General features: G+C 40.8%; 20 protein-coding genes. 9 read left to right on the forward strand and 11 right to left on the reverse strand.

Annotation, left to right across the window (positions count from 1 at the left end):
• Window positions 1–283: 283 nt before the first annotated feature.
• Both JFU56_RS04640 and JFU56_RS04645 read left to right on the forward strand, forming a co-directional pair.
• Window positions 284–1,138 carry an RNA polymerase sigma factor RpoD/SigA gene (locus JFU56_RS04640; protein ID WP_198436111.1) on the forward strand — a complete coding sequence of 285 codons (855 nt, stop codon included), beginning with the start codon at window positions 284–286 and terminating at the stop codon, window positions 1,136–1,138.
• Window positions 1,139–1,409: 271 nt separating this feature from the next.
• Window positions 1,410–2,333, forward strand: coding sequence for a patatin family protein (locus tag JFU56_RS04645; RefSeq protein ID WP_198436112.1), 924 nt, complete (start codon window positions 1,410–1,412; stop codon window positions 2,331–2,333).
• Window positions 2,334–2,349: 16 nt separating this feature from the next.
• On the opposite strand, the gene JFU56_RS04650 is transcribed toward JFU56_RS04645, so the two are convergent.
• Window positions 2,350–3,657: a D-amino acid dehydrogenase gene (locus tag JFU56_RS04650; RefSeq protein WP_305798236.1), complete on the reverse strand. Its 1,308-nt coding sequence runs from the start codon at window positions 3,655–3,657 to the stop codon at window positions 2,350–2,352.
• 87 nt (window positions 3,658–3,744) lie between these two features.
• Here JFU56_RS04650 and JFU56_RS04655 point away from each other — a divergent pair, with 87 nt between their 5' ends.
• On the forward strand, window positions 3,745–4,764 hold the full coding sequence (locus JFU56_RS04655) for a LysR family transcriptional regulator (RefSeq protein WP_198436113.1): 1,020 nt from the start codon (window positions 3,745–3,747) through the stop codon (window positions 4,762–4,764).
• Window positions 4,765–5,064: 300 nt separating this feature from the next.
• Here JFU56_RS04655 and JFU56_RS04660 read toward each other — a convergent pair whose 3' ends face one another.
• On the reverse strand, window positions 5,065–6,012 hold the full coding sequence (locus JFU56_RS04660; RefSeq protein ID WP_198436114.1) for a YeiH family protein: 948 nt from the start codon (window positions 6,010–6,012) through the stop codon (window positions 5,065–5,067).
• A 180-nt stretch (window positions 6,013–6,192) separates the two neighbouring features.
• Here JFU56_RS04660 and JFU56_RS04665 point away from each other — a divergent pair, with 180 nt between their 5' ends.
• On the forward strand, window positions 6,193–6,453 hold the full coding sequence (locus JFU56_RS04665; RefSeq protein ID WP_198436115.1) for a hypothetical protein: 261 nt from the start codon (window positions 6,193–6,195) through the stop codon (window positions 6,451–6,453).
• 25 nt (window positions 6,454–6,478) lie between these two features.
• On the opposite strand, the gene JFU56_RS04670 is transcribed toward JFU56_RS04665, so the two are convergent.
• Window positions 6,479–7,600, reverse strand: coding sequence for an HD domain-containing phosphohydrolase (locus tag JFU56_RS04670; RefSeq protein ID WP_198436116.1), 1,122 nt, complete (start codon window positions 7,598–7,600; stop codon window positions 6,479–6,481).
• Between the two features lie 470 nt (window positions 7,601–8,070).
• On the opposite strand from JFU56_RS04670, the gene JFU56_RS04675 reads away from it, so the two are divergent.
• The gene (locus JFU56_RS04675; protein WP_198436117.1) at window positions 8,071–8,334 is read left to right on the forward strand and encodes a YdcH family protein; all 264 of its coding nucleotides are present in this window, start codon (window positions 8,071–8,073) and stop codon (window positions 8,332–8,334) included.
• A 96-nt stretch (window positions 8,335–8,430) separates the two neighbouring features.
• Here JFU56_RS04675 and JFU56_RS04680 read toward each other — a convergent pair whose 3' ends face one another.
• Together JFU56_RS04680 and JFU56_RS04685 are read right to left on the reverse strand one after the other, a co-directional pair.
• Window positions 8,431–8,577 (reverse strand): hypothetical protein, encoded by a 147-nt coding sequence (locus JFU56_RS04680; RefSeq protein WP_198436118.1) that lies wholly within the window; start codon window positions 8,575–8,577, stop codon window positions 8,431–8,433.
• Window positions 8,578–8,846: 269 nt separating this feature from the next.
• Window positions 8,847–8,996 (reverse strand): hypothetical protein, encoded by a 150-nt coding sequence (locus JFU56_RS04685; protein WP_198436119.1) that lies wholly within the window; start codon window positions 8,994–8,996, stop codon window positions 8,847–8,849.
• 267 nt (window positions 8,997–9,263) lie between these two features.
• On the opposite strand from JFU56_RS04685, the gene JFU56_RS04690 reads away from it, so the two are divergent.
• Window positions 9,264–9,920, forward strand: a complete 657-nt coding sequence (locus JFU56_RS04690; RefSeq protein WP_198436120.1) for a glutathione S-transferase — start codon at window positions 9,264–9,266, stop codon at window positions 9,918–9,920.
• 123 nt (window positions 9,921–10,043) lie between these two features.
• Here the strand turns inward: JFU56_RS04690 and JFU56_RS04695 are convergent, their stop codons facing one another.
• From JFU56_RS04695 to JFU56_RS04705, 3 genes are all read right to left on the reverse strand, one after another.
• Window positions 10,044–13,214 carry a multidrug efflux RND transporter permease subunit gene (locus tag JFU56_RS04695; protein ID WP_198436121.1) on the reverse strand — a complete coding sequence of 1,057 codons (3,171 nt, stop codon included), beginning with the start codon at window positions 13,212–13,214 and terminating at the stop codon, window positions 10,044–10,046.
• Window positions 13,214–14,278 (reverse strand): efflux RND transporter periplasmic adaptor subunit, encoded by a 1,065-nt coding sequence (locus JFU56_RS04700; protein ID WP_198436122.1) that lies wholly within the window; start codon window positions 14,276–14,278, stop codon window positions 13,214–13,216. The genes JFU56_RS04695 and JFU56_RS04700 overlap by 1 nt, the downstream gene beginning before the upstream one ends.
• Before the next feature lie 277 nt (window positions 14,279–14,555).
• A complete protein-coding gene (locus JFU56_RS04705) occupies window positions 14,556–15,623 on the reverse strand; it encodes a linear amide C-N hydrolase (protein WP_198436123.1) in 1,068 nt (355 codons plus the stop codon).
• Between the two features lie 156 nt (window positions 15,624–15,779).
• Here JFU56_RS04705 and JFU56_RS04710 point away from each other — a divergent pair, with 156 nt between their 5' ends.
• The 3 genes from JFU56_RS04710 (at window position 15,780) to JFU56_RS04720 (ending at window position 19,115) form a co-directional block, all read left to right on the forward strand.
• Window positions 15,780–16,682 (forward strand): LysR family transcriptional regulator, encoded by a 903-nt coding sequence (locus JFU56_RS04710; RefSeq protein ID WP_198436124.1) that lies wholly within the window; start codon window positions 15,780–15,782, stop codon window positions 16,680–16,682.
• Between the two features lie 99 nt (window positions 16,683–16,781).
• Complete coding sequence (locus JFU56_RS04715; protein WP_198436125.1) at window positions 16,782–17,960, forward strand: monodechloroaminopyrrolnitrin synthase PrnB family protein; 1,179 nt, start codon at window positions 16,782–16,784, stop codon at window positions 17,958–17,960.
• Window positions 17,961–18,005: 45 nt separating this feature from the next.
• Window positions 18,006–19,115, forward strand: a complete 1,110-nt coding sequence (locus tag JFU56_RS04720; RefSeq protein ID WP_198436126.1) for an aminotransferase class V-fold PLP-dependent enzyme — start codon at window positions 18,006–18,008, stop codon at window positions 19,113–19,115.
• 29 nt (window positions 19,116–19,144) lie between these two features.
• On the opposite strand, the gene JFU56_RS04725 is transcribed toward JFU56_RS04720, so the two are convergent.
• The 3 genes from JFU56_RS04725 to JFU56_RS04735 form a co-directional block, all read right to left on the reverse strand.
• Window positions 19,145–19,720 carry an HD domain-containing protein gene (locus JFU56_RS04725; RefSeq protein WP_198436127.1) on the reverse strand — a complete coding sequence of 192 codons (576 nt, stop codon included), beginning with the start codon at window positions 19,718–19,720 and terminating at the stop codon, window positions 19,145–19,147.
• On the reverse strand, window positions 19,720–20,847 hold the full coding sequence (locus JFU56_RS04730) for a TauD/TfdA family dioxygenase (protein WP_242065852.1): 1,128 nt from the start codon (window positions 20,845–20,847) through the stop codon (window positions 19,720–19,722). The genes JFU56_RS04725 and JFU56_RS04730 overlap by 1 nt, the downstream gene beginning before the upstream one ends.
• Before the next feature lie 138 nt (window positions 20,848–20,985).
• Entirely contained in the window at window positions 20,986–21,996 is a 1,011-nt protein-coding gene (locus tag JFU56_RS04735; RefSeq protein ID WP_198436128.1) for a putative 2-aminoethylphosphonate ABC transporter substrate-binding protein, read from the reverse strand.
• Window positions 21,997–22,019 lie beyond the last annotated feature (23 nt).

A 22,019-nucleotide genomic window follows, 5' to 3' on the forward strand; every position in this document is an offset into this window, starting at 1 on the left:
TTCAATTGATATAGAACAAATATGCGTATAAATGTGTCTCGCATATACAAAAATAGATAGAAATTACTAAAAACTGGTCAGACATCACTCCTATTTGTTCCATTCTTTTAACCTATTCACAACATGGTCTTTTTTCCATTTTTACCGCTATCTATATTTTTCAATTAGGAGGATTATAATTAGACAGGCTGTCACGATGACAAATATCTTCAACTGTCACAGAAATACGTATTTTTCAGGGATGAGAGAATATCACGGATAAAAATACGTTGAGGGTTAAAAAATGGAATTACTTAACGAATCAAACGCATTAGATCTTTACATGCAACAAGTAAATAAAACCAGTGTTCTACTCACTAAAGAACAAGAGTACGATACTGCCATTGCTGCGCATGCAGGTGATCAAAAAGCACGTCAACGTATGATCCAATCCAACTTACGCTTAGTTATCAACATCGCTAAACGCTATCAACATACTTCATTATCACTTGTTGATATCATCCAAGAAGGTAATACAGGCTTAATTCACGCCGTTGAAAAATTCGATGCTACCAAAGGTTTCCGATTTTCAACTTACGCGGTATGGTGGATTAAAAACAATATCGAACGTTTTATCATGAATCAATCCCGCACCATTCGCGTACCGATTCATATTGGTAAAACCTACAAACGTATTCTCAAGAATGCCCGTGAACAAGTGCTCGATTTAAAATGCAATACTGACTTACAAACAATTGCGACTAATCTAGAACTCCAATTTGAAGACGTGGTTAATGTGCTTTCTTACTACTTCACTGAAGCGAGTCTGGACAAAACAATTGCCACCAAAAATGAATCAAATACTGCATTAGTCGACCTTATTGAAGACAGTTCTATTTGTAAGCCTAATGATGAAATTGAAAATACAGACACCTCAAGTTATCTAATCGAAGTATTAAGTCACCTTTGCGATCGTGACAGAGAGATTGTTGAACTTAGATTTGGTCTTGGTAGAGAAGAGCCTCAGACGCTTAACGCTATTGGAGAACGTCTGTTTATGTCTCGAGAACGCGTTCGCCAAATTATTACCGCAAGTTTACAAAAAATTAAACCTGAATTACTCGTTAACAGTGTTAGCCAACAAGACTATTTAAACTAGGCTTTTTAAACTAAGGTATTTAGTTATTTAAAAAGTCCTGAGGCTAACATACGCTCCAACGGTTAATGCCATTCGCCTTTTGCAGGTTCATGTCATTAATCCGTTACGGTTACCAGCCTATTACAATTAACTTCCCGGCTCCCCCATCATAAATAAAAAACCAATTCACCTTTCAATCCATTCACAAAAACTATCAATTAACAATAAACAATCGAATTAACCTTTCCTTAATTGTGAGGTAAATTACCTTCTTGCTACCGCAGGAGGAATCATGAGCCAACTAAAAAATAACACCCTTACTAATATCGCAAGCTGCGACGCCACAACCCCTATAAAAGAGGCGGCACTGGTTGTCGAAGGTGGCGGGCAACGCGGTATTTTTACAGCTGGTATCTTAGATAGTTGGTTAGCAAATAACTTTAATCCTTTTGCATTACTGATTGGTACATCCGCTGGCGCCCAGAACTTATCCAGTTATATGACCAGACAATCAGGACATGCTAAACGTTCTATCATGCAACTTTCTAAGCACCCTGCATTTTTTGATATGAAACGTCCCCTGTCTGGACGCAATACTGTCGACCTTGATTGGTACTTTGATAAAGTTAATGATCCTGAATACCAGCTCAATATGAACTGCGCACAAGCACAATTGAAAAACCGTCAACTGCTCTTTTCAGCGACAACTATTAATGGATTTTGCCCCGCATTTCTTGAGCCGACAGCGGATAATTGGCTCACCATGTTGAAAGCATCCAGTGCTCTGCCCTATTTATATAAGAAAGGTGTGGCGATTGGTGATGGTCATTACGTTGATGGCGGCGTGGCATTACCCATTCCAATTCAAGAAGCTTATCATCGTGGAGCTAAAAAAATAATTGTATTACGCACCGTACCTGCACATCAAAATGTACGCTCGCCGTGGGCCCATAAACTCAAATCCTGGGTATGCAGTTCACAGCGCTGTCCAAAAGTACTCGATATTATTACTGGTCATGAAAATGCCTACAGTGACGCAGTAGACTTTATTCATACTCCGCCAGCAGATGCGCAGATAATTGAGATTGCCCCACCACAACCACTCGCAAGTCGTATACTGGGGAGCAGTGATGAGGCCTTAGCCGCAGATTACAAAATGGGCTATGAGATGGGGTCGCAGTTTTTAGCCAGTCAGCATGCTAACTTATTTAGATAGCCTTATTTAAATAGTACTAACGGCCGTAACGATAGATATCTAAGTCACGGCTATCAATATCTGGAGTTACGCCGCTGACAATATCTGCAAGATAACGCGCTGAACCACATGCCATGGTCCAACCTAAGGTGCCATGTCCGCAATTAGTAAATAAGTTAGCGACTGGCGTTCGCCCAATAATAGGCGTGCCATCGGGCGTCATCGGTCGTAAACCAGTCCAAAATTCCGCTTGACTCATATCACCAGCGTTGGGGAATAAGTCATTTATGACCATAGCAATGGTATCTTTACGAGAATCCGTCAGGTCTAAATTGTACCCAGCCAGTTCAGCCGTTCCAGCAACCCGAATCCGTTGATCAAAACGCGTCATCGCCACTTTATAGGTTTCATCCATCACCGTTGAAACAGGCGCTTGACTGCTATCAACAATAGGCACAGTGAGCGAATAGCCTTTTACCGGATATATAGGCATTGCCAGTCCAAAAGGCGACAAGATCGAGTCGAGTAACGCTGATGAGTAACTCCCCATTGCGACCACGTAAGCATCCGCGGTTAATTCTCCTACACTGGTATCCACCGAACTAATTTCGTTATCTTGATGGTTCAGCTTATTCACCGTCACGTCAAATTTAAACTTAACCCCTGCAGCTTGTGCTAATGCTGTCAGCTGCTGGCAAAACAAATAACAGTCACCGGTTTCATCTTCAGGCAAGCGTAATCCGCCGACAATTTTGTCTTTAACACCAGCCAAACCAGGTTCTACAGCCAGACAACCAGCCACATCTAGCTCTTGGTATAGCGTACCACTATCAGCTAATACTTTAATGTCTTTCGCTATCGCTGCCAATTGTGATTCATGACGAAATACCTGTAGTGTGCCTTGCTGTCGACCTTCGTAGACCAAATTTTGTTGCTGACGTAACTCAATCAAGCAGTCGCGACTATAGTTGGCAATGCGTAACATCCGCGCTTTATTGATTTCATAACTGTGGGTATTACAGTTGGCTAACATTTTTGCTGCCCACAGATACAAATCAGGTGACAAACCAGGCTTAATTTTTAAGGGAGCATGTTTTTGTGCTAACCATTTTATTGCTTTAACCGGTATACCAGGCGCAGCCCAAGGAGAAGAATAGCCATAAGAGATCTGTCCCGCATTGGCAAAACTGGTTTCCTCTGCGCCTCTCGGTTGACGATCGATAACCGTCACATCATGGCCAGCTTGTGCTAGATACCACGCCGACGTTAAGCCAATAACCCCACAACCCAATACCATGACTTCCATTTTTATACCGACTATCGTGAATGAATAATCGAGCAGCATAAGATGGTTACATTTACTTAACAATCTATAAGTATTAACATCAGCCTTTAGTAAAACTAAACGCAAGCGTATGCCAAGAGGTATTTGATGATAAAAGTGAACGATAATCTGCTATCCGGTTTAGCCACATTTACAACAACAGCAACCTGTCATAGTTTCACGCAGGCCGCTGAGAAATTGCATATCACCACAGGCGCTATCAGCCAACAAATAAAACTACTGGAACAGAATTTACAGTTAACCCTATTTGAACGCCACTCTCGCGGTATTCGCTTAACGCCAACAGGGCAACAGTTACATCAAATTGTCGAACAAAGTTTAACGGATATTGGCGACATGATTAGTCAACTGCAACAAGCCAATCGCCACGCTGGAGACATCCACCTTAAACTGACGCCCTCTTTTGCATATAAATGGTTAGTGCCGCGCTTACAGGATTTCTATCAACAATACCCTGATATAAAGATCCATACCTTTGCCGAAGGCGCGTTAGTCGATCATAACGATAGTAATTTTGACCTTGCTATCGATTACGGCAAAACTCCTTATCAATCGAATGATAAAAAAATTAACGCGGAATTATTATTAGCGGAGCAATTATTACCGGTAATGAGTCCACAATATATGCTCAAGTTTGATTTGAGTATCACCGATAATGCCCATAATATGATCCGTTTTGCGGATCCAACACTCTGGCAGAATATGACGCTGTTACATGATGCAATGCCTTGGCAGCACGCCGACAAAGATGTGGAATGGCAATTTTGGTTACAGCAAATGTCGTTAACCAGCACAACGACAAAGGCGATGAGTAAACACGGCCATTACTTCAACCGCACCGATATGGCAATGGCAGCTGCCGGCGCTGGATTAGGTGTCGCATTAGCCCGCTGTGCGCTATTTAATAACGGTTTAACCGCGGCAGATTTAGCGAAAGAAGGGTTAGCGTCCCCATTCAGCCCTATCGATGCACAAGCAGGCTATTACTTAATTCAGCATCACCACTCCCCTGCAATTGACTGCTTTAAAGCCTGGTTAAAACAACAAGTGTCTTTGCAACATCGTGAGTTCGATAGTGGATACACAAAAAATAGTTATGAGTTATAAGTTTATGGTATTTCCTATTTAGTCCTGTTTGCTCCAATAATATGTCTAAGCATTAATAAAAGGAGCTAATGTTTTGACTAATAAATTAATAATAACACTGGTATTGTTATGTATATTACTGTCGGTATTTACCCAAGGGCTTACATCATCAGCACTAGATCTTGTCGCATTTTCGTTGTTAATTAGTTATCTATTCAACGTTAAAAAAAGCAATATGCGGACATAAAAAAAGGAGGTTAAGTAACCTCCTTTTTCATTGCTATTGTTATCGCTATGACTAGATCGACCAGCAATCATTGTTTACATAAAATAGAGAATGTACACCAATGAGCTAACACTAATGACTATCCATAGCAGCACGCCCAGAACTAATGGTTTTACACCTGCATCTTTCACTTTCTTCACTGTGATACCAGCACCAATCAAGAATAAACACATCACTAATACTTGCTTAGATATGTTGAAAATACCTTGATATAAGAATTGATAATCCGGAACTGCATAAGCAATGAAAATAGCAAAACAATAAAACAAGATAAAGAATGGCACCGTTATCTTTTTGCTATCGCCTTTAAATAACAATGCACTAATAAATGCCACCGGAATAATCCACAGTGCACGGGCGAGCTTTAATGTTGTTGCCGTTAACAAGGCCTCATCACCATAAGCAGACGCAGCACCAACCACAGATGACGTATCATGGATCGCAATCGCGCTCCACACACCAAAGGCGTGCTGACTCATTTCTAATAGATGACCTATCACTGGAAAAACAAACAAAGCCACAGAATTTAGAATGAATACAACAGCTAGTGCCAGTGACGTTTGATCATTTTTAGCATTAATCGCTGGCGCAACAGCAGCAATCGCACTGCCACCACAAATAGCTGTACCAGCAGAAATTAAATACCCAGTTTTTTTATCAATTTTAAACGCTTTCGTTAAAAGCCAACCCAGTATTAGCGTACAGAATATCGATGTCACAATGATACCAAAGCCATCTTTAGTGGCGACAATGGCTTCGTCTAAATTAATGCCAAAACCTAAACCGACAATAGAATACGCCAGTGTTTTTTTGGTGATCGCACTTAAATTGATGCTTGTCGGCACAAAGCCTAGCGTCGCGAGTGTAAAACCAAGAATTAAGGCGACAGGTGATGAGATAAGCGGGGTTAAACACAACAAACCAAGAATGATAAATAGTAAATCTTTTTTCTGGAATGAGTAATTAGTGAATGATTTCAACATAGGAACTCTCTATTTATAAGAGTAATAAGTATAACCTGTCATTTTGGTTAATAATATTAGAATGTAATTAACATAAGGTTAATTACAACTGAACCATGTGTTAGCAATAATTGTCGAACTTTTAATCAATTAAGCTGACTTACTATAAAGTTAACGCATATTATACTAAGAGAGTCGGCGATGAATACACAGATAAAAAATACTAATAGTCAGGTATTAACTGAAGTTGAGCTTAATGCGATAAGAGATATATTTAATTTAAATACAACGCCTTATGCTGTAAACGATCTCGTTTTAGCGGATGTAGAGCCTGAAATGCTTAAAGCCTTATTACAAGCAGATTCTATAACCATCATAGCAAAGCACGGAAAAACAGAAAACCGATTCCCCCTGCATCTTGCAAACGATGGTTATCAAAATAGTTTACAAGGCCCCGTTTAACTCGAACTGTTAACTTTTAACGATTTTATTCATCAGCATGAGCTTCATAGATTTCAATAAAATCTGCAAGATGAGTAATTAATGCATCAACGCAGTCAGGATCAAACATAGTACCTGAATGTGCTGCCATGTAAGCCACTACTTCATCAATACTCCAAGCCTGTTTATATAGACGTTTACTTAATAGCGCATCGAATACATCTGCAACCATCACGATCCGAGCTTCCAGCGGAATTGCATCTGCTTTTAACCCCATTGGATAGCCGTTGCCATCGAAGCGTTCATGATGATGAAGAATTATATTTTTAAGAAAACGATACTCTTCAACATAACGCATATTCATCGGAAAATGACTCAGTACGTCATCAATGATGTCAACGCCATGGACACAATGCTGATTCATTACCTTGCGTTCTTCAGGCGTGAAAATTTCACAGCTAAATAAAATCTCATCGGGGATCTTATATTTGCCAATATCATGAAAAGCCGCATAGGTTTCAATTCGACGGATGAACTCATGATCAATCTCTTTCTTTACCGTCAATAAATAAGCCAGTTTTGAACTATAACGTTCCATGCGATTCAGATGCTCTTGGGTTTCAGGATCCTTGGCATGCCCCATATTGAGGGCTATCGCTAATGAAATATCGATAAACTGTTTTTTCTCAAATTGGCGTACCATTAAAGAGTGAATAACCGTTGCTAAAAATAACATATCTTTCTGTATAGAACGTTTCGCAAAGAAGTTCACTTCAGAGGCATTAAAGAACACGATAGCAATCACCTGACCTTTAAATGATAAGGGATAAGAAAAGCCACTACGATGACCACAGTTCAATAAAAACAATGTTCTAGGGTTTAGGTTTGAATTGGATAAATCATCAATAATCCGTTCTGATTGCGACTTTATCATCATCGGAATGCCGCCAACCTGGCTCATTTTTTTAGTAAAAAGTTCGTCATTATTCGTAGCAGAAAGTCGATCGCGAACAAAATAATTAGACGCGTTATTATCCTTAATCATAATGACTGATAATCGCGATAACCCCTGGTAGTTGTTAATCGCCACATTGTAGAGGGTGTCAAGATGAATAGCTGTATCTTCATCTTGATTAAACATTTTATTTATTTCACTATAATTCAGCATATATCATTCCTATTTCAAAGCAGACACTTCGAACGTCATAAACTCATAGCGAAAACACCCCCGCTATTGTTGTGGTTTAATGAATTGATACACCCTAAAAAATAGGGCGTTAAAACGTTAAGAGTATACAAATATAGGTATAACGACTTAAATTAAATACATTTTTGTTAAACCCGTCAAACTCTTAATATCATAATCGCTTATAGCGACTTATAATTTATCCATTTACCTTTAAAGCTAGAAATATCAGCCCTATTTCAGCTCAGACTAAATCCGACTTAATAAGATAATATTGAATAAAATCAGTGCTAAGACGTAAATACATCAGCGCTATAACAACCTCATTTTTAGCCTGAAATTATCTGTAACCTCGATTAGGTCAACTTTCGTAACGAGCGGAGTGCTATAGTTGTTAGGTAGATAGTTAGTTGTAACGAGTAAACGTTTACTTTCACTCTTGAGGAAAAACCATGCTAAATGAGAATCATGCACTTATTTTTGACTTTCCAGAATTAAAACAAGATATCGTACATTTAAATCATAAGAATGAATCATTCAGAGAGAAATCAAAGCAGTATCATGTTCTTGATTATGACATTCGCCAATTAGAAATCGATGGCAGTCCGACTGATGATAAGCACATGAATGAATTAAAAATAAAGCGTGCCAATTTAAAAGACGTGCTGTATCAGCAATTAAAACAACACCATGAAGAAGTGATATCTGCATCTTAGAAGGCTGATACGGATCGAAATGTTCGTTTTTAATCATGAGAACTATGGCTATACGACGTATACATGACGCAATAGCCATAGCATTTTTCTGCCCAACTATTTAATGGCAAGTAAATCCATTACCATCAGTTTGCGAATAACACTAACGTACATTACGTTAATTTTTGCTAACTTCGTAATTTTAGTTAATGAATGCCCTTCACGTAGCAGCTTAACAACATATTCCACTTGCTTCTTATCCATAATAACCTCGATAACTAGATTCTAAGTTAGAACCATACGCCAAGAGCCACTAAAAACAATAAATTATCATAAAGAAAGAACGAAACACGTAAATGTACTAGCGCAAGAATAACCTTCTTTTTCGTTTCAAAGTTGAAGCTAAGGTTGAGCTGTAAATGAATTGGGTATTGAAAGGTTTAAACGGAAAGGATCTAGCAGATAAAGAGTCAAGTGGGCAGGTAAAATAGAAAGCGCTAGAGACTGTAGCGCTTTCTCATTGGTATTATGAACTACGCTTCAGTGTTTAGTAAATCCATCACCATTAATTTACGGATAACACTCACGTACATCACGTTAATTTTTGCTAACTTAGTAATCTCAGTTAGTGAGTGACCTTCGCGTAATAATTGGATAACGTATAGTACTTGTTCTTTGTTCATAATAGCCTCAATAACTAGGTTCGAATTTATAAATCACTCTATAAATTAATATGTTTATAATTTAATATGGGCTCATAATACGGCTTTATTTTTTATATAATATTTCGTTTAAAATTAAAAAATCGAATACGAAATAATTTTATATAAAATATATATAATTAGGTATTAGCATTAACCGCTACCTATATTAAAAAACGCCTACCACAGTCGCTATTTCAAGTGATAAACCAAGATTCTATGACTTCCCCGATACAAAGGAAATGCTTCATGCCATTGCCCATTTTATACTCATTACAAAACTGTCCCTATGCAATGCGCGCACGATTGGGGTTATTACTCGCGCAACAAGCCGTAATGTTACGCGCTGTGGTAATGAAAAATAAACCAGCGGCCATGTTAGCCGTATCACCAAAGGCAACAGTACCAGTGTTAGTGCTCGACGATGGTACTGTGATTGATGAAAGTTTAGATATTATGATTTGGGCGCTACATGAAAGCGACCCGTTGAACTTACTACACTGTGAGCAGCCTGATGCTTACCCAGCCATGCTCGCCTTGATTGACATTCACGATACTGTGTTTACCTCTGCACTGAGTAAATATAAATACGCAGTGCGTTACCATACCGATGACGAAATTGAGTTACGTTGCCAGTGCGCTGACTATGCAATGATGCTGGAATGTCGTTTAAGCCAACATGCCTACTTAATGGGTGATAAAGTCAGCCTCGCTGATTACGCTATTTTACCGCTTATTCGTCAATTTGCGCGCGTTGACCGTCAATGGTACCTGCAAGCGCCTTTACCGCACTTGCGTGATTGGTTAAACAAGCATTTGCAAGATCAGCGCTTTGCTAAAGCCATGGCAAAATACCCTCAGTGGTTAGAGACCAATGAAGAATTTCTATTTGCTCAGGCTGAATAACCACAAAAAAGGGTAAGCACGATGTTAATCATGCTTACCCTTATCATCACTATCTGATCGCTACGTGCTCACGATCTATTTATCGCTATTTATATAAACAACTATCTATATAAAAAGCGGTGATTAAGCGACACCTTTTACGATACTCACATCACTGACTTTCTTATTCGCTTTATCAGCCTCCGCTTCAGCATCTTGCTCTGCTGCTTGCTCTGCTAATTCCGCGTCTAACATCGCTTCAACATAACCAGGTGAATGCGTTGTGCCTGAAATCAAACGGTACATTGCCGGAATGACCAATAAGGTTACTAAAGTCGCAAACGCCATACCAAAGAACACCACGGTACCAACAGCAATACGACTTTCAGAGCCTGCACCAGTCGATAGAATTAACGGTATAGAACCAGCTAACGTAGTGAATGCAGTCATCAAGATCGGACGTAATCGTCGCGCTGATGCATCAATGATAGCTTGTTCAATAGCAATGCCACGGTCGCGTAACTGATTAGCAAATTCAACAATCAAGATACCATTTTTAGTCACCATACCAATCAGCATGATCATACCAATTTGGCTGTAAATATTCAGTCCACCGCCCATGGCATACAAACCTAAGAAACCACCAAATACCCCCATCGGTACGGTAAACATCACCACCATAGGGTTAATAAAACTCTCAAACTGCGCCGCTAACACTAAATAAGCCACCAGCAAAGCCAAACCAAAGACAACTAAAATACTGCTCTGATTTTCTTTAAAGTCCTTTGACTCACCCGAGTAAGCAATAGAAATATCACTTGGTAATGATTCAACCGCTTGTGCGTCTAAGAAGTCGAGCACTTCGCCCAAGGTATAACCTTCACCGATGCTGCCACTTAAGGTAATAGATTTTTGCTTGTTGTTATGCGATAAACGACTTGCTGAAGCCACTTCTTCAATTGTTGTGATCGTATCTAGCGTGATTAGATCACCCTTGGCACTACGAATATAAATCTGACTTAAATCGTTGACGTTATTAAAGCTATTTTCATCGCCACGTAAGTACACATCATATTCTTCGCCACGTTCGATATAACTGGTTTCACTGCGTCCACCCAACATGATCTCTAATGTTGTCGATACCTCATCAACACTGATACCCAATTCACCGGCACGCTCTTTATCGATACTCACCACGAGTTCAGGGGTTTTCTCTGAATAATCCAGATCACCACCGACTAATACACCGGCATCCTCTGCTTTGCTCTTCAGTAATTCCCCCCAGCGCTCTAGCTCAGAATAATCAGAACCACCTAATACAAATTGCACAGGGTCACTCGAACCTCCACGGAAGCCAGGCATTAATGGACGCACCATCACATCTGGAATATCCTTCAAGGATTTCGCTACCATGCCTAATGCTTCAGCCGCACTCACGCTACGATCTGCCCAGTCTTCGAGAATGATGATCACAAAGCCCGTTTGATCCCCCGCGCGGCCACCAAATGCAGGCGCTTGGGTATTAAACGACTTAATAACACCTTGACCAACAAGCGGTAATAAGCGTGATTCAACGATATCCATATTCGCTGTCATACGGTTAAAACTCGTGCCTTCAGCACCTTTTACAAAAGCAAACAATACCCCGCGATCTTCTTGTGGTGATAACTGTGATGGCACTTGTTTCATCAATAAGAAACTCCCCACAACACAGGCAATAATAACCACAGGCGCAACTAATCTAAACTGCACAGCCTTAGCAACAATACCGCGATAACCGTTTTCTAAGCGCTGGAATATTCCTTCCATCCACACACTAAAACGACTGGTTTTTTGCTCTGATTTTAACATTTTACTGGCAAGTACAGGCGTCAATGTCAACGCGATCAATGATGAGAAGATCACTGACATCGCAAGTAATACTGAAAACTCGGTAAACAATAGGCCGACCATACCATCCATAAAGGAAATAGGCAGGAATACCATCACCAATACCATGGTTGTCGCCACAACAGCAAAACCAACTTCACGTGTGCCTTTGTAGGCCGCTAATAATGGTTTTTCACCTCGTTCTATGTGATGGAAAATATTTTCGACCACCACAATCGCATCATCAACAACGAGACCAATCGATAAGATCAGTGCCATTAAAGTAATTAAGTTAATCGAGAAACCAAAATAATAAGCCGCGATAAATGACGAAATCAACGATACCGGCACAGTAACAGCTGGGATCAACGTCGCTCGTGCTTGACCAATAAAGATGTACAACACTAATATCACCAGACCACCAGTGATAAAGAGCGTGCTGTATACTTCTGAAATTGACTGGTCAATAAACACTGTTGAATCGTAATCAACCGCTAAGCTCATGCCTTTAGGCAAGAAAGCTTGCATCTTATCAACTTCTGCATGTACCGCTGATGCGACATCAAGTGGGTTAGCATCCGATTGTGTCACCACACCTAAACTGAGGTTAACGATGCCATTACTTTTATACGAAGAGCTCTCGTTTTCAGCACCAACATAAACTTGTGCGACGTCGCGTAAATACACTGGTGAACCGTCACTCGTCGTGCGCACGACTAGGTATTCAAAGTCTTTAGGTTCGGCATATAAACGCGCAGTACGTACTGACATCACCGTCGTATCGTTACGTACCTCACCACCGGGATTCTCGACATTTTCAGTTTTTAATGCATCCACAATATCGCTAGTTGTGACCGCGCGACCAGCCATTAAGTCAGGGAACAACTTAACGTACATGACCTGATATAAACCGCCGGATAAATCCACCGAACTCACACCCGAGATCAGACTAAAGCGATCTTCCAATACCCGCTGGGCATAATCGGTCAGCTGAGTACGATCCATTTCTGTGGAGTTTAAATTAATATAAACTGAGGGCTCACCACTACCGTTATCTTTCGATACGATAGGATCGTCGGCTTCATCGGGTAAACTGCGCTGCGCTTTAGCAACCGCGTCACGAATGTCACTAACACCTTCGGTTAGATTCCAGCCCAGATCAAACGTCACCGTAATACGCGACATGCCATTACGCGTGACCGATTTAACTTCATCGATACCACTAATACCGGTAATTTGATCTTCAATTACCGAGGTTATTTGGCTTTCCATGATCGATGCAGCTGCACCGTCATAGCGTGTCATCACTGTCACAACAGGACTTTCAACATCCGGCATTTCACGTACAGCAAGTTTACTAAACGATACGGCACCAAAAACACACAGCAATAAGCTGAGTACTATCGCGACAACCGGTCGTTTGACTGAAGTATCAGACAACCACATTAGTTAGTCTCCTGCTGGCCAGTTAAATCTTTCACTTGTAGTCCATTGCGCATATTAACCAGGCCTTGGACAACAATACGATCGCCAATTTCTAAACCGTCTTCAATCAACACTTGATCAACAATACGTGCGCCAAGTGATACTTGTGTACGGGTGACACGTTCATCGTCCCCCACTACATAAACAAAACGTTTCGTGCCGGAATATTCTAGCGCTTGCACTGGAATAATAGGTTCGTTGATCGCAGGGAAAACCACACTTGATGACATCATCATCCCCGGTTTAAGGTGGTTATCTTTATTTTCAAAATTAACTCGTACACGCAAGTTTAGCGTTTCCGCGTTAATACGAGAATCAATCGCCACGACTTCGCCTTTAAATGACTGACCATCCCAAGCTCGACTGGTTGAAGTCACAGCCATACCTGTGGATAGTTGCGATAAATAACGTTCAGGTACGGCAAGATCAAGCTGCATTGTCGATAAGTCATCAAGAGTAAGCAGCTCAGTACCAACAGATACCATTTTACCACGGCTAAAATCGAGTAAACCAACCGTGCCAGCAAACGGCGCAGTTAAATAATGATCATCCATATTTGCTTTTGCTGCGGCTAAACGCGCCTGTGCAATAGCGACGATTGCTGATTGTGCATACACTTCAGTTTGGGTGATAGCGTTACTTTTTACGAGTGTTGAGTATTCATTTAGTTTACGTTTTTCGTCAGTATAATAAGCCTTCGCTTCTAGCAATGCTGCTTGTGCTTTACTGTCATCAAGCTGTACTAATAGCTGGCCAGCTTTCACCGTTTGATTAGCCTTGATCTTAATACTATCAACCTTACCTGCTACTTCTGGTGCAACACTGACAAATTGCGTTGACTGTAATTTACCGATTAACGAGATAGATTGTGATACCTGATGATACTGTACTGTTTCTGTATAAACAGAGACGACACGCTCAGGACCTTTTCCACCTTTCGCGCCTTTGGCCAGAGCTGGAATGGTGTAACTCGAAAAACTCAACATCAGTGCGCTAATGATCGCAAGGGAAGTACGTTTATGCATTATATCTCTTCTATAAAAATGAGCGTGTCTTGCTATCATCCGTGAGTAGCGAGCCTAAAAATTTGATAGCTTATAATACCGCAAAAGGTACAAGGAAATATGGAGAAAATGTGGAGATTAGGGTCAACTAGTGTAAATTTTGTCAGGATCAAGAAGATATAATAAAAACTATTATTTAATCGCTAAAAAACGCGAGTCAGTATTGATGCTCCCGTCAATACCAACCAGCCTATTTGTGTAATTTATTCGTACTATTTATTCAATGTGTTAACTCATTTTATTGGTTTATTCTGTACTGCGCCATTACACCATTTTGTTGTTTAAACTGAGCGGTCATATCACCCACATTGCTTTGCTCATCCGCTTTGAGCGTATAGTTTTTGCCATCATTGAGTTTATTAAAATCAACCTTAAACTGAGTGTACACATCCCCATACTGATAACGCATATTCAGCTCTCTCTGTTCTAAATTATAAGTCAGGATGTATTGAGTTGCATAACCCGTCATCTTACCGTTCACGATACGGTTAGCAGCGTCGAGTGGAACTTTATACGTTGAGCTATCAAGTTTAGCTAAACCATTAATCAAACTACTTGGCTCTTGCAACTGGGCTAGCATGTATTTATTCCATACAAAGCGCTCTGCTGGCCCTACGTTGCCATCGAGTGGATACTCACTTGAGAATTGCGATTGCTGTGTTGGTTTTTTCGCCTCCCAATTTGCTAAGTGCTCATGAAACTCTGGACTATTTGTCATTACGTCATATTGCGCGCCATGATAGATTTTCCATTGACCATCAATAAACTCTAAAATCGCCGAGTCACCACTGGCATCTTGCAATGAATAATGGCCTTTTAACTTAGCGCCATCATGTGAAAACAACTGAAGCTGAATATCTTCAATTCCCACTAACGCTGCTTTAACGCTGCTAAAGTTATCTAAAAAATACGGAATAACGCGCGAATTTTCTAATTGCACTTTATCGGCATTATACTCGCCACTACTTTCTTCCCCCAAATATAAGGCGTTCGCAGCTAAGCCTGCTTCATTAAAACCATCAATACCCGCTTTACCGTAAAACGTCGTCAAAATTGAAGCGTACTTGGATGTCCATGTCATGACTTTGTCTCCAGATTCTGCACCTCGGTAACTAATACCTTTTGCGCGCACATCAATTGTCGGGTGTGTTTCAACCATCCAGTCCATTGTTCGAGACACAAATACCCCGTGATCTTGAGTATCCCAAATCAAACGAGAACAAGCTTGCACCGCAGAGATCGCGGATGTGAATAGTGCTGCGCCAACTGCAATTTTGACTAATGATTTTTTTGCTAATAAAGTCATGCTTAACCTACCTTGTAAGATGTTATCCCGGCAATGGAATTTTTTTAATTGTGATTGTTTACATTCCCTATAATAACGGTTTAATCTCACAGGTAACCTCAGCTATGTTGGGTATAACCAAACAAAAAAAGTAACCAGACAACAAGGGACATAATAATGCTTAGATTTAGTTTCGAACAGCTAGCGTCATTCGTCGCCGTTGCTGAAAAAGGTTCCTTTAGCAAAGCGGCGCAATCGCTCGGTAAAGACCGCTCAACCTTACACCAGCACGTTGGTAACTTAGAGATTGATTTAGGCATTACCTTATTCGATCGCAGCGGTAAATTCCCTAAAATTACATTTGAAGGTAATAGCTTATTAACGCAAGCTCGGCATATTCTTTATCACGCGCAAGTATTACAAAACAGTGGTGATAGCTTGGCGGAAGGGTTAGAGGAAAGCCTAACCATTTATCATGATATTTCATTGCCTATTTCGGTGATAGCTAAGGTGCAACGAGCGGTCCAGCAGCAATACCCACAAACCCAGCTACATTGGATACACCGTGGCCGTAAAGATTCAATGAATGCACTCGCAGAAAAACAAGCTGATATTGCCATAGTCTTGAGTAAGGGTTCAGGCGTGTTACCAAGCAAAGGGCTTACTTTTACTAACCTTGGTTATTTGCCATTTTCTTTCTTTGCTCATAAAGATTGTGCCCTAGCACTGCAAACAAGTTGTAATTTAGAAGATTTAGAAAAACAGCAGCAATACACGGCAGAGAATTACCGAGAAGTCGAGTTAAGCAACAACACCAAAATATCAGGACGCAATGCGACTATCAGTAATATGGACATCATTCTGTCATTACTAAAACAAGGTGGCTGGGCTTTTTTACCTAACCACTTCGTTAGTTCATCGTCTTATGCCAATGAGATATGTAAGCTTAATATTAATTTTATGACCAATGATGGCCGCTGGAGTTTGATTTTACTCACTCGTAACCACCAAAGCACCGGTAAAGTACAGCGCTATGCAATTGAACAGTTTAAAACCGCGTTTAAAAAGATCACCCAATAGGCCACTTTTTATGTGACAGGTTCTTACTCGATAGAATAGTTATATAAATTACCTAATGCGTTAATATTCAAGCGAATATTCACACATAAAGGTAATAAAATGAAAAACAGTAATAACGCGACCCAGGTATTTGATCAATGGATTAGAGGTTCTTTTGTTCATATCAATACCGAACTAGAAAGCCTCTATTGGCAACAAGAAGACAGAGATAATGTCGAGGGGATTGGCGAGGGGTTGAAACGTCAACTTGAATCAGAGGGACGCGCACTCATTAAAGTCTTACTTGCTGAAGGGAATACCAGCCAAAATTTTGATAACGCCTTTAATTTACTCGGCAGTGTCGGATTATACATGGCCGCATGTCGCCGTCATGAATTAACAGAACCCTCACGAGAAACCCGTTCCCCCCTTATCGAAGCATCTGCTCTTGCCATGCACATAGGCCCAACAATTGGCATGGCACCACGCTTTTCTACAGCTCATTTAACCACCCATAATGTCGCTGAAAATGGCATCTATAAACGCTTTACCACTCTGCATGATGAAAGCTTATTTGTCGATTACAATACCCGTAGTATTTTGGCCTTTAAACGCGCCGCAGAAGCACTAGCAAAAATACATGTCATGGGTGTCTCCCACCCACTTTGTTATGACTTATTACTGGCGGCCAAACAAGGACTGAATGAGGTGATTGAATCAAACGCCATCTTATTCAGTGAACTCGATACCGATCGTTTCTTCCATTGTGTCCGACCTTATTACAAACCTTATCGTGTCGGCACACAGATTTACCGTGGCGCGAATGCCGGTGATTTTGCTGGGATTAATATCGTCGATATGTTACTTGGCTTATGCCGCGCTAATGAACCCTTCTACTCACAAATGCTGGTTGATAAATTCACTTACATGATGCCTGAAGACCAGCGGCTATTACGGGATTGCATGCAGGGTTCAAATCTCATGGATGACTTCCTGAGCCAAACTAAATATAACAACCAAGCTTGGTATCAACGAAATTTAACCGTGTTTTTAGAGGTCTGTAAATTACACGGCGACACTGCCATTCAACACCATGATCAGCTGGTGAATAAATATATCGCCCAACCAGCCAGCAAGGTGCAATCCCAGCATATGGACAAATTAACGGCCAGTGGTCCGCCATTACACGTACTACTACGCTCATTAGAAAAGCTTCGAGATCTTCGTGCTGCTAATCCGCGAGATGATATCGCTACCCGCTATCACGACATCCTCACACTACAGGCGTCATTAAATTAGGCCTTGCGCCATTACCTTATCACCCGATTACACAAAGGATCTCTTATGTATAAATATGATTTTTTACTCAAAGATAATATCTACCTTTTAAACCACTCTGTTGGCCGCCCCCTTAAAACCACCGAACAGCAGTTCAAAAGCCATTTTCTCGATCATTGGCAGGATTCAAACAGTGAACCTTGGCCGCAATGGCTGAATGCGATCACGCGTTATCAAATTGCCTTGAGTAAACTCTTTAATGACGACGCTGATAATTTCTGCCCGCAAGTTAATTTATCCAGCGCGCTCAGCAAAGTGTTAATGTCGGTTGCACGTTTACAGCAACCGCATACCCAGATATTAATGAGTGAAAGTGATTTTCCGAGTATGGGGTTTGTGATGCAACGGGCACTCGCAGATACCGCAACAATCACCTTTATTCCCAATAACCTAGATATCACCGACCCTCACGTTTGGGCTGAGTATCTGCATGATCGTATTGACCTGGTTTTTATAAGTCATGCTTATTCTAATACCGGTCAGCAAGCACCGCTCGATGACATACTTCCCCTTGTGCGACAACATCAAGCATTGTCAATTGTCGACGTTGCCCAATCAGCAGGTATTATACCGTTAGACTTAAAGACAACACGACCAGACTTCATGATCGGTTCATGTGTAAAATGGTTATGTGGTGGGCCTGGGAGCAGTTATTTATGGGTTAACCCAACGCAACTTGCATATTGCTTACCTAAAGATGTAGGTTGGTTTTCACATCAGCAGCCATTTGAGTTTAACATTCATCACTTTAAAGCTCACCAAGGGGCATTGCGATTTTGGGGTGGAACCCCCTCTATCATGCCTTATGTAATATCAGCAAATAGCATTGAATATTTTACCCGAATAGGGATTGATAAATTACGCCAACATAACCAAACATTACTAACCATGCTGGCCGATGCCTTTCCATCCGCACTGGTTTCACCAGCGCGAGAAACTCAGCGTAATGGCACCGCAATTTTACATTTCGGCTCACAACAAGAGTCGGTATTGTCAGCGTTAATAGCACATAACATTAGCGTCGATAACCGCCAACAAGGTATGCGAATATCACCGCATATCTATAATGATGAAGCCGAAATACAGCAACTTATTGATCTGATCAAGTCTGTATAAGCTTGAGCAGATAAGCTAATCTACGGGTACTAACAAGCCTCTGTCGGTGACAAGACATGAGGCTTATTCATCACAAACTGCTGGGCAATACGTAAGTAGTGCGCTAAACCGGGATGTTCTAACACTAAATCTTTACCTAAGTCATCAAACAAGCGTACTTGTAGCGCGTCTTTATAAAATGGGCGTTGTTCAAATTCAGCAATTTCTTGCGCATTCATTTGCCCACCTTGTACTGCGAGGCTATCTTGCGATGCTTTACTCAATTGCCCATGGTATTTAGGTTTAACAGCGCACAAATAACGCTTTGCTTGCACATGCAATGCAATACCATCAATAATTTGCTTGGGGAAATACGGCGCCAGAAACTTGGCTCCCACATCTTCATGATAACCATCAATACCGTGCTCGGCGATATCTTCAGGCAGCTCCAAAATTAAATGCCCAAAGTCATGCAATAAAGCTGCGGTGATGATCGCATCACTACTGTTTTTTTGCTCGGCGTAATAGGCTGACTGTAGCATGTGCTCACCCATAGAGATATTTTCACCATAAGCAACATGACCATTTTCTTCAAATTGCTGTTTAATAAACTCAATAATATCCATTATTTAGTCTCCATATGAGGCTGTGATTTAAGCGTATCTAAATTAGTTTCGAGTACGGCTAACGTGCTCTTTAATGAATCAATATCTGCATAACAGCCTTGCAGATGACGCGCACCTTCAGCTGCGACTTCACGGCCATGTAAAATACGCTCGTTATTAAAGATCATCAATTCACCCGGCTTTAAAGTGCACAAGAATTTACATTCTTCACTGTGTAAAATACGGCTGAAATTTTGATATGCTTGATAAAATGCCGTCATTTCTGCAAACGGTAATTTAATTGCTTGAATAGAACGGTTATTTAAACGGATACGCTCAAGAGCGCCGTTATTATTCAACTCGATGAGGTAACCCGTATGTTCAAGATGAGTATCTGCATTCTTAAAACGGTACGTTACTGGCGTCAAGGTTAATAGCTCATACTGCTGTGGAAAACGTTGCTGTAATAGTTGCGCAGCATAAAAACCATCGGTTAATGCGGTTATACCACCTTGTTCAGCACTGACTAAACAATGTAATAACTGTAATGTCGGGACGGGATGACGATAAGCATTGTCGGTATGTAAGCTTAATGGTTTTGGGGTGTAAGCTAAATTAACCGGGTTTTCTTCCGAAATCACTTCAAAGTGGCTGCCGTAATTGGTATCACGTACAAAGCCAAATTGCTCGACAATCTTAAATAACTGCTTATCAACATTAGGTACATCGTGTAAAAATGCCAAACCGCATTGCTTCACAGCAGCTAACCAATTTCGTTTCACTTCTTTACTGCTTAGCACTTCAGGATACTGAAAGGTAATGGCTGACGCATCTAGCAGCCCATCCCACAGTACTTGTTGATCGAGTACTCTTGTATTAATGGCGTCTTGCTCAGCAAAGTGCATGCTGCCGAGAAAATCTGAACTGTAACGACTTTGGTGACCATCTTGCCAAGTGATCACTAAATCATCTCCTTCAATCGCCACAATTTCTGGCTGAATGGTTAAATCTAAATCAAGGATCTCTTGTAAGCGCTGACCTGATACGTGCAAGCATTCGCTGCAACGGCAATTGTCTTTCAACCAAAAATAATGAAATGACTGCTTATTATAAACAAGATGGGAGGCGTGTAATGTAAACATAGACATAGACAAGTCCTGATATTAAAAAAGACTAATGCAGCAAGGTCATCATAATCCCTTACTGCACTAGCATAACTCAAAGGGTGTATTCATTATTGTGATACAGAGTCGCAACGACCGTGTCGCAATAAATAGTATGCTAAATTAACCTTTTGACTCTGACTTACTGTTAAACTTATCAGACCATTTAGTTAATACAGCGCTACGATCATTGGCCATTTTACCAAAATCCATATCCACGATTGCATCTTCTACATTGGGATAATTAGCCACAGCACCACTTACATCTTTATGCCCAACAACCGGATAAATGGTGTTGTACATTTTGTTCGCATCTAATGATAAAGACCAATCAATCAACTGCTTAGCCGCCGCTGAATTGTTATTTACGAGACCAACCGACTCCGTATCCCAACCAATCCCCTTAGGTAAGATAAGATCAATCGGTGCACCTTTTGATTTCAATTTAGAGCCACGGATAGCCACAGAAATACCAATAACCGTTTCCCCCATCGCAGACTGTACGCAAGGTTTAGAACCAGAGTGAGTGTAATGGGCAATATTTTTATCCAGTTTATCCATATACGCCCAACCTTGTTGCTCCCCCATACCTTGGAGCCACGCTGTTACCTGGATATAACCAGTACCAGATGAACCCGGATTAGGCATCACAATGTGACCTTTATAGACTGGATCTAATAGATCTTCCCAAGTTTTAGGTTTTGGCAAGCCAAGCTGCTTCGCAACGATAGTATTGAAACAAACAGTATTGAAAAACGCGTCATTACCAAACCAGGCTTTGTTGTCTTCAGGATCAACCATGCTCGCTTTAATACCATCAAGATTAGCAGGCGTATAAGGCTTCACAATACCACTATCTTTAAGTAATGCTAATGATGAACCAGCTAGTCCCCACACCACATCCGCTTTCGCATTCTTACCTTCAGCTAATAACTTTGCCGTCATGACACCCGTAGAATCACGCACCCATTTAATATCAATATCAGGATGGCTTTCTTCAAAGGTATTTTTGAATAACGCTAACAGGTCAGTTTCAAAAGAGGTATAAACGATCAGTTCTTCTTTCGCAAATGCGTTAGAAGATACGCCAAGGATAACGGCAGTCGCAAGTAATGACTGTTTAACAATGTGCATCAATAACATCCCTATTGATAGAT

It is taken from the genome of Moritella sp. F3 (genome assembly GCF_015082335.1).
In the GTDB taxonomy this organism is placed as follows: domain Bacteria; phylum Pseudomonadota; class Gammaproteobacteria; order Enterobacterales; family Moritellaceae; genus Moritella.

Bases quoted from the DNA above. Each gene is read 5' to 3' on its own strand.
- JFU56_RS04730 (WP_242065852.1), bottom strand. From the start codon at position 20,847: ATGTCTATGTTTACATTACACGCCTCCCATCTTGTTTATAATAAGCAG.
- JFU56_RS04675 (WP_198436117.1), top strand. From the start codon at position 8,071: ATGCTAAATGAGAATCATGCACTTATTTTTGACTTTCCAGAATTAAAA.
- JFU56_RS04645 (WP_198436112.1), top strand. From the start codon at position 1,410: ATGAGCCAACTAAAAAATAACACCCTTACTAATATCGCAAGCTGCGAC.
- JFU56_RS04725 (WP_198436127.1), bottom strand. From the start codon at position 19,720: ATGGATATTATTGAGTTTATTAAACAGCAATTTGAAGAAAATGGTCAT.
- JFU56_RS04700 (WP_198436122.1), bottom strand. From the start codon at position 14,278: ATGCATAAACGTACTTCCCTTGCGATCATTAGCGCACTGATGTTGAGT.
- JFU56_RS04665 (WP_198436115.1), top strand. From the start codon at position 6,193: ATGAATACACAGATAAAAAATACTAATAGTCAGGTATTAACTGAAGTT.
- JFU56_RS04710 (WP_198436124.1), top strand. From the start codon at position 15,780: ATGCTTAGATTTAGTTTCGAACAGCTAGCGTCATTCGTCGCCGTTGCT.
- JFU56_RS04715 (WP_198436125.1), top strand. From the start codon at position 16,782: ATGAAAAACAGTAATAACGCGACCCAGGTATTTGATCAATGGATTAGA.
- JFU56_RS04685 (WP_198436119.1), bottom strand. From the start codon at position 8,996: ATGAACAAAGAACAAGTACTATACGTTATCCAATTATTACGCGAAGGT.
- JFU56_RS04670 (WP_198436116.1), bottom strand. From the start codon at position 7,600: ATGCTGAATTATAGTGAAATAAATAAAATGTTTAATCAAGATGAAGAT.
- JFU56_RS04720 (WP_198436126.1), top strand. From the start codon at position 18,006: ATGTATAAATATGATTTTTTACTCAAAGATAATATCTACCTTTTAAAC.
- JFU56_RS04695 (WP_198436121.1), bottom strand. From the start codon at position 13,214: ATGTGGTTGTCTGATACTTCAGTCAAACGACCGGTTGTCGCGATAGTA.
- JFU56_RS04650 (WP_305798236.1), bottom strand. From the start codon at position 3,657: ATGCTGCTCGATTATTCATTCACGATAGTCGGTATAAAAATGGAAGTC.
- JFU56_RS04735 (WP_198436128.1), bottom strand. From the start codon at position 21,996: ATGCACATTGTTAAACAGTCATTACTTGCGACTGCCGTTATCCTTGGC.
- JFU56_RS04655 (WP_198436113.1), top strand. From the start codon at position 3,745: ATGATAAAAGTGAACGATAATCTGCTATCCGGTTTAGCCACATTTACA.
- JFU56_RS04660 (WP_198436114.1), bottom strand. From the start codon at position 6,012: ATGTTGAAATCATTCACTAATTACTCATTCCAGAAAAAAGATTTACTA.
- JFU56_RS04690 (WP_198436120.1), top strand. From the start codon at position 9,264: ATGCCATTGCCCATTTTATACTCATTACAAAACTGTCCCTATGCAATG.
- JFU56_RS04640 (WP_198436111.1), top strand. From the start codon at position 284: ATGGAATTACTTAACGAATCAAACGCATTAGATCTTTACATGCAACAA.
- JFU56_RS04705 (WP_198436123.1), bottom strand. From the start codon at position 15,623: ATGACTTTATTAGCAAAAAAATCATTAGTCAAAATTGCAGTTGGCGCA.
- JFU56_RS04680 (WP_198436118.1), bottom strand. From the start codon at position 8,577: ATGGATAAGAAGCAAGTGGAATATGTTGTTAAGCTGCTACGTGAAGGG.